The following is a 7,321-nucleotide window of genomic DNA, read 5'->3' as shown; positions in this document are numbered from 1 at the left end:
CATCGCCATACCCGCGCTGCCGCTGCCGCTGCCGCTGCCGTCGACGCGCCCCCGCTGCTTCCCGCGCGGCGGCGGCGCCGCCGCCGGGGCGGAACTGACGACGGTGCTGGCCGTGGGAGTGGGAGCCGGCGCGGGCGCCGAGGCGGGTGCCGCGGCCGGCGCGGCGATTGGCGTTGTTGCGGGCGTCGGTGCCACAGCGGGCGGCGCAGGCGCAGCCGGTGCCGGGGGTGCCGGAACGACGGCGGGCTGAGGGATTGCGGCCAGCCCGGCCAGTCCGGCGAAGCCGCCGACGGCGCCCAGGGGGGCGACCGCCAAAAGGGCCGGAACTAGCAGCAACTCCGGCGAACTCGACAGCCAGCTGGTGATTTCGGCGATGTGGGTGGGCCAGTCGAACGTCTCGAGGGCGACCAGGTACTGAAAAGCCAACGCAGGATTTTGCTGCAGGTACACGCCGTACTGTTCGAAATCCTCCAGAAGTTCCAGCGCTCGAACGACCCAGAACATCAGTTGGCCCGGGTTGGCATAGGAGTCGTAGGGCAGTCCGTTGACGGTCCCCTGGCCGGGATTCCAATCGATGCCGAAGAGCCGGAGGATCTGCGCAATAAAGTCGTTCAGCGGGTTGTCGACCTTGGGATCGTTGAATGGGTTGCCCCCCGAATCTTGGGTTGAGGCATCGGATTTCACGATCGGCGGTGGCGGGTCGGCCGGTGGCGTGGCCGCCACGGCCGCGGTGGAGACCGCTTGATAGGTGGTCATCGTAGTCGCGGCCTGGGTCCACATCCGCGCGTAGTCCGCCTCATTGACCGCGATGGGGATGGTGTTGACCCCGAAGAAATTGGTCGCCAGCAGCGTCCCGTGAATCGCATGGTTGGCGGCCAGCTCCGGCAATGTCGGCATCGCCGCCAACGCCGCGGTGTAAGCCACGGCGGCAACCTCATGTTGAGCGGCCACTGCCGCGCTGTCGGCGCTGGACTTCGTCAGCCACGCCAAGTACGGGACATGTGCGGCCACATACGACTCCGAACTCGGCCCTTCCCATGCTCCGGCCTGCACCTGCGTCAGCATTGCGCTGAGCTGCTCGGCCGCTGACGCGTATTCGGTGCTCAACTCCGACCATGTACTGGCGGCCGTAAGCAGCGACGCGGGGCCCGGACCGCTGCTGAGCAACGCGGAATGCACCTCCGGCGGCGCGGCCATCCAGATCGGCGCCGTCATCGCCCGCCGCCCCCAACCACATACGACGCCGCCGCCGCGCTCGTGTCACCGGCGGTGTAAACGACCGTCAGTCCTTCGGATTCGACGCGCAAGCTCATAACCGGCAACTCCTCGGGCTGGAGGGCTGAGTGGGGCTGCCGTGATCTTAATGAATATGATTCTCGTTATCAACTGGTGGAGTTTCAGCCGCGCGCGCTAGACGAGTGGACGGCCTTTCTTGATCCTGCGGTCCAGGTCGTGCAGCAAGACATTGAAGGGGAACTGGCGGACGAACCGCGGTAGATACCGGTTCACCGTGGCCAATACGGCTATCAGCCTGTCGAAGCGGCGTTGCTTGGTCGCGTCCCAGGGCAGCCGCATCTCGTCGCGGAACCGCTGCGGTAAGAACCCCGTGGTGATCAGCAGCGCGAAGTTGTCGGAGAGGCGCTGCAGCCGGCGCGGCAGTGTCACGCCCCGAATGCGATTGGCCGCAATGGGAAACAGGTACTCACGGACCGCGTCGTCGATGTGCACCTTGGCCAGCGATTCTTCCCAGTAGCGGTCGAACGCCGCACGGTCGGCGGGCCACATCTTCGGCGGCACCTGCAGGGTCGTGGCCAGCGTCATGCCCTCGCGGTAGTGACGATCGGCGTCCTCACCGTCGAGCTCTCCGATGAACATGCGGTAGATGTCGACCCCGCCCTTGTACAGGCAGGCCCCCACCCACAGCTGCAGCGCGGGGTCGAATGCGTTGTAGGGCACCGGGCTTCGGCTTTCCGGGGTCGAGTACACCTGGGCGTGAGCGCGGTTCACCGCCCGGCGGAACGCGTCCTTCTGGGCATCGCTGCCGTTGGTCGCCACGGCCAGGTAGGTGAAGGTGGTGCGGGCGCGCTTGATCGGGTGCAGGTCGACCCGGCCACTTTCGACGCGGCTCTCCATCACGCCGTATCCGACACCGGGCTGCGCCAATTGCATGATCACGTTCGCCGGGCCCGCCAGCAACGCGACACCCATCAGCCCCTCGTCGATACCCAGCGCCCGCCGGCGCCTGCGCCGCTGCGCGCGGGGCGGGTCGGTGACTCTGCGCTCGACGTGCCCGATCGGCTGGTGCACCGGCTCGTGAATTGCCATCGTCAGGTCCTCCCCGCAGCGCGTGTCCGCTAATGTGCGAACGCTCGTTTCCTGATATTGTCGTGGCTGGGCGTTAGTGTCAAGATGGTTTCCATGAGCGAGACGTCCAGCGCGCGGCCGTACCGCGGGGTCGAGGCCGCCGAGCGCCTGGCCACCCGTCGTAGCCGGCTGCTCGCAGCGGGCGTGGAACTGCTCGGGGCGGAGCAGCAGAACATCTCGGCGGTCACCGTCCGCGGCGTGTGCCGCAGCGCCGGCCTGGCCGCCCGGTACTTCTACGAAAGCTTCGCCGACAAGGACGAGTTCGTCGCGTGCGTGTTCGACTGGGTCGTCGCCGAGCTTGCCGCCACCACACAGGCGGCGGTGGCCGCGGTGCCGTCCGGCGAGCAAACCCGCGCGGGCATGGCCAACATCGTGCGGACCATCACCGACGACCCCCGCGTGGGCCGCCTGCTGTTCAGCACGCAGCTGGCCGATCCGGTGATCGTGCGCAAACGCGCCGAGTCCAGCGCGCTGTTCGCCATGCTGTCCGGGCAGCACGTCGGCCACGCACTACAGGTCCCGGCGAACGAACGCATCAAGGCCGCCGCGCATTTCGTGGTCGGCGGCGTCGGGCAAACCATCAGCGCCTGGCTGGCCGGTGACGTCAAACTCGAACCGGACCAGCTCGTCGACCAGCTGGCGGCGCTGCTCGACGAGCTCGCCGAGCCAAACCTGTACCGCCTCACCGAGACACGTGCCGACGCCTAGCGGCCTCGGCGTGAACTCACACTCGGCTGGCCGTGCGCCAGCCCGCCGCAGCGGTCAGCGAGAAGTCGCTCAGAGTACTCGAAATATGCTGCTCCAAGCCCTCATTCGAGTTGGCGCCGCCCGGCTCGAAGGCCAGAACCGAGACGAACACTCGTCCATGCGCCCGTCCCGACAACAGCGCCAGTACGCCGTTGGTGCGCTGCATGGTCGCGCGGGTCACGCCCGGGTACAGAGACTTCATCGCGAAGTAGTCGGCATCGGTGCCGTCTGGCCGGTTGGCGGCCGGGTCCAAAGCGCCGAGGTTGGACGACACGACGGCGGTTGCGCTGCCGGTGGCCACGCTGATCAGTCGCCTGAACAGCCGCTTGGGGATCAGCGGAACAAGAGGTAACAGTGCCCACCGCTCGTCGGGCACATCTTGATGGCGAATCAGCGCATGCTTGATCGCGGTGCGGATCTCGCGCAGGTCCGTCGCATGTGCGGGGGCAACCGTGATGTCGACATTCGTGACGGCGTTGGCGCGAGTATCGCCCGGGGTGCGCTCGTTGACCGGCATCCCCACGAATACCGAGCCGTCTGCGCCGACGCGTCCCACTCGCTGGGCGAGGCGGGCCGCCAATCCCGCCAGCAGCGCGTTGCTGGTCCCCCCGAGGGAGCGGGCGCGGGCGTCCCACTCCTCGGCGTCGAAGAATATCGTCGCCGTGGGGAGCGTGATGCTTTCGTCCGGTCCGGCAAATGGCGCGGGTTGCTTTGTGGGCGGCGAGGCAGAAGTTCCGGGACCGCGGCGACCGGCCCGGGCCAATCGGGCCGCCGCGACGACAGCGCGGCCGACATCGGGTGTGTCGCGGGCAGTTTGGCGTGCATCCTCCCGTAGCGCCCGCCACCGCCGACGTGACGCCGCAGCGGGCCATCGGGTCGCGTCGTCGCGCCCGGACGCGGCATCCGCCACGGCCTCGCACAGCCCGACGCCGTCGCTGAGGCAATGCGTGATAACCAAGCTGACCGCCGCCCCGCCGTCGGTGAACGGCAGCACCGCAAGGCGCCATCCGGGTCCGAGCTCGGCATCCGGGCGCTCACTTGCCTGCTCGTCGCACCAGGTGTCGAATCCCTCACGCGGTCGCGGCATCGCCACGATTTCAAGGCCGGGCTGCTCGCTGGGCGACACCCAGCGGTGCCGGCCGAACGGCAACGGGGACCGCTCGATGCGGCGGGCTAATCGCCCCCTCCCCAGGTGGTGATGAAATCTTTTCAGCCCATCGATGTCGACGGGCCGGTCGTACACCCAGATGCATTGCACCAGGCTGGTGGTGCCCGTCGCTCGTTCCCCGAGAAACAGGGTCTGGTCGGCCAGATCCAGCACGTTGCTCATGTCTAGGCCGCCTCGGTGTCGTCTTCGTCGTCCTGTGATTCATCCGAATGATCCTGGTGTGCAACCACACCCGGGGCCGGCGCGACGCTTTCGACGGCGCGGTCGAAAACCTCAATCAGTGTCGCGATGTAGCGCTGGACAGACTCGCGCGCAACTTCGTTGTCCGGGAAGGAGATTGTCACCGTTGTCATTTCGGTGTGCCGGTTGATCCACATGTTGATGCCGCCGGCGGACAGGTTGTCACCGTAGGTGCCGAAATTCGTCTCCGCCCACAATCCGGCAAGCGGTATCTTCCGGAAATCGAGGTAGGACAGCATCATCGGCAGCTGCGTAGGAAGCTGGATTCCCAGTTGCTCGGGCGTGGCCAACTCCAAGAGCCGCTCAAACGGCACGTCGGCAAGACCCCTCGCGGCGTCGAACGACTTCTGGGCGGCTCGGGCTGCCTCGCCGAATGAGACACCGGCGGTGGGCACGGTGACCGGGATCAGGCTGGCGAACCAACCCACCGTCATCGTGTCGAGGCCCGGCATCCGAGTGTCCTTGGCCGTGAATCCGTGGTAGGTCTCGTTGCCGGTCAACTCGTGCTCGGCCGACGCCGTGCACGCCAGAACTCCCCCGATGAACCGGGCGCCGGCCGCGCGGCAGGCGGCGTCGAAAGACTCGGTCTCGGCCGCGTCCAGCAACTGGACGGTTACCAAGTCACCCTTGCTGCTCGCCCAAGTGTCGCCCAGCGGCAGTGGGAAACTCGGCCACGCGCCGTCCGTGTCGCGGCCGAACGCGATCCAGTCCTTGATCTCGGGGGATGACAGGGTCAGGCTCGCGACATTCTCGCGTTGCCGAGCGGCGTAGTCGCAATAGCTCCTGACCTCGGGGAGGTGGGGCTGGCGTCGCTCAGCATGCTGCGCCAATTCCTGATATGTCAGATGGATGTCGACGAAGATCAGGCCGGCGGACAAGCCGTCGATGTGCAGATGGTCGACACTGGCATAGAAGGTGAAGTAGTCAGTGTGCTCGACGATACCGAATGTGAAGCAGCCCCATTCGAGTGTTCCCGGGGTGGTCGTCAAGACATGGGTACGTATCTGGTCGGCGCTCATGGGCTCGAACGCCACCGGAATGAGATCGATCACGGCGGGGTCGTCGATCGTGCGGCGCACGATGGAGCCGTCCTGGAATTCGAACCAATTGTGGTAAGTGTCCTGGCGACGGACGTGTGCGTTGATCGTTGCTGTCATCGCGGCAATGTCACATACCCCCGGGATGTCCCACGCCACGACCATTAGGCGGGGTAGCTGCCTGTTGATGGTATTGCCGATGTGTGCTGCCCAAAGATGTTGATTCTGTTGATAACTCGGTGCTAGCTGAGATCGGCGTGCGGTGCGAGCCGCGTCAAGCGACGCGGGCGCGGGGGTCCACATCGTCAGCGGACCGTTCGGCGGTTGCCATTCGTTGATGTTTCCGAGTGCGACCATCTGCTTGAGTCGTCCCTCCCGTTGATGCCGACATTTGTTGCGCGGCAAGGGAACAGCAAAAAAGTCATAGGGCGACGACTCTTTCGCGCAGCATGAATCCCGTTCGCCCGAACCCTTTACGACATGCCGCGGCAATGTATGGCTGAGTTGCCGCGTCGCTATGCGCCCCCTGTGTCGCGGAAGTTGACGCTAGTCGAATTAGGTCACAAACGTCCCCCTGTTGTGATCATCGTCACATGCGCGTTCGCTAGGCGGCCGCACGGCCTGTTTGCCAACCGGTCTTTGGTGAAGCTCCGACATCGGGAATCAGGGCATGCTTGAGTTGCCGCGGACTTGGACATCGACACGGCTCAGCTCGCGGAGCCGACCGGCACATCGCACTGAAACACGTTCCAATACTCGCGTCCCGACACGAGCTCACACTCGGCTGAACGTGCGCCAATCCGTCGTGGCGGTCAGCGAGAAATCGGTCAGCACGCCGGAGATGGTTTGGCGTAACTCCTCATTGGAGTTTCGGCGACCCAGCTGATAGCCGAGGACCGAGACGAAGACCCGGCCGTGGACTCGTCCCGACAACAATGCCAGCGCTCCGTTGGTGCGCTGCATCGTCGCGCTGGTCACGCCGGGATATACCGACTTCATCGCGAAGTAGTCGGCCTCGCTGCCATCCGGCCGATTCACGGCAGGATCCATAGCACCGAGGTTGGACGATACGACAGTGGTTGCGCCGCCGGTGACCACGCTGATCAATCGCCTGAAGAGCCACTTGGGGATCAGCGGAACCAGCGGCAGCAGCGCCCACCGCTCGTCGGGCACGTCTTGATGGCGCACCAGCGCATGCTTGATCACGGCGCGGATCTCGCGCAGGTCCGTGCTGATCGCCGAGGGCGGCAACGTGACGTCAACATTCGTGACCGCGTTGGCGCGGGAATCGCCCGGAGTGCGCTCATTGACGGGCATCCCCACGTTGACCGAGCCGTCGGCCGCGACCCGTCCCACCCGCAGGGCGAGGCAAGCCGCCAATCCCGCCAGCAGCGCGTTGCTGGTGCCCCCGAGGGCGCGGGCGCGGATGTCCCACCCGTCGGCGTCGACGAAGAACGTCGTCATCGGCAGGGCGATGTGGTCGTCTCCCGAGGCGGACGGCAGGGACGGCTGGTCGGCGGACGCGGCTTGCACAGCGTCGCGACCCTGCCGGAGCATTCGGACCGCCGCGCGAATGGCGCGGCCGACATCGCCTGTGTCGCGAGCGGTTTGGCGTGCATCTTCAAGCACCGCCCGCCGTAGCCCTCGTGCCGCCGCGGCGGGCCAGCGGATCGCGACGTCCCGGCCGGAAGCCGCGTCCGCCAATGCCTCGCAGAGTCCGACGCCGTCGGTGAGGCAATGCGTGGCGATCAGGCTCACCACCGCG

At 66.5% G+C, this 7,321-nt stretch carries 6 protein-coding genes; 1 reads left to right on the top strand and 5 read right to left on the bottom strand.

The window, feature by feature from the left end; all coding sequences use genetic code 11:
• Positions 1 to 1,215, bottom strand: a 1,215-nt coding sequence (locus A5782_RS24040) for a PPE family protein (protein ID WP_082943077.1), incomplete at its 3' end; no start/stop codon positions are given.
• Positions 1,216 to 1,410: 195 nt separating this feature from the next.
• The gene (locus A5782_RS24035; RefSeq protein ID WP_067104778.1) at positions 1,411 to 2,325 is read right to left on the bottom strand and encodes an oxygenase MpaB family protein; all 915 of its coding nucleotides are present in this window, start codon (positions 2,323 to 2,325) and stop codon (positions 1,411 to 1,413) included.
• A gap of 84 nt (positions 2,326 to 2,409) precedes the next feature.
• On the opposite strand from A5782_RS24035, the gene A5782_RS24030 reads away from it, so the two are divergent.
• Positions 2,410 to 3,072 carry a TetR/AcrR family transcriptional regulator gene (locus tag A5782_RS24030; protein ID WP_067104777.1) on the top strand — a complete coding sequence of 221 codons (663 nt, stop codon included), beginning with the start codon at positions 2,410 to 2,412 and terminating at the stop codon, positions 3,070 to 3,072.
• A gap of 16 nt (positions 3,073 to 3,088) precedes the next feature.
• On the opposite strand, the gene A5782_RS24025 is transcribed toward A5782_RS24030, so the two are convergent.
• The 3 genes from A5782_RS24025 to A5782_RS24015 form a co-directional block, all read right to left on the bottom strand.
• The gene (locus A5782_RS24025; protein ID WP_067104776.1) at positions 3,089 to 4,441 is read right to left on the bottom strand and encodes a hypothetical protein; all 1,353 of its coding nucleotides are present in this window, start codon (positions 4,439 to 4,441) and stop codon (positions 3,089 to 3,091) included.
• A gap of 2 nt (positions 4,442 to 4,443) precedes the next feature.
• Positions 4,444 to 5,913 carry a condensation domain-containing protein gene (locus tag A5782_RS24020; RefSeq protein WP_067104775.1) on the bottom strand — a complete coding sequence of 490 codons (1,470 nt, stop codon included), beginning with the start codon at positions 5,911 to 5,913 and terminating at the stop codon, positions 4,444 to 4,446.
• Between the two features lie 417 nt (positions 5,914 to 6,330).
• Positions 6,331 to 7,321, bottom strand: a 991-nt coding sequence (locus tag A5782_RS24015) for a hypothetical protein (protein ID WP_067104774.1), incomplete at its 5' end; no start/stop codon positions are given.

It is taken from the genome of Mycobacterium sp. 852002-40037_SCH5390672 (genome assembly GCF_001665875.1).
GTDB lineage: Bacteria > Actinomycetota > Actinomycetes > Mycobacteriales > Mycobacteriaceae > Mycobacterium.
Note: the sequence above shows the minus strand (reverse complement) of the source record. Positions and strands in the feature narration are given on the sequence as shown.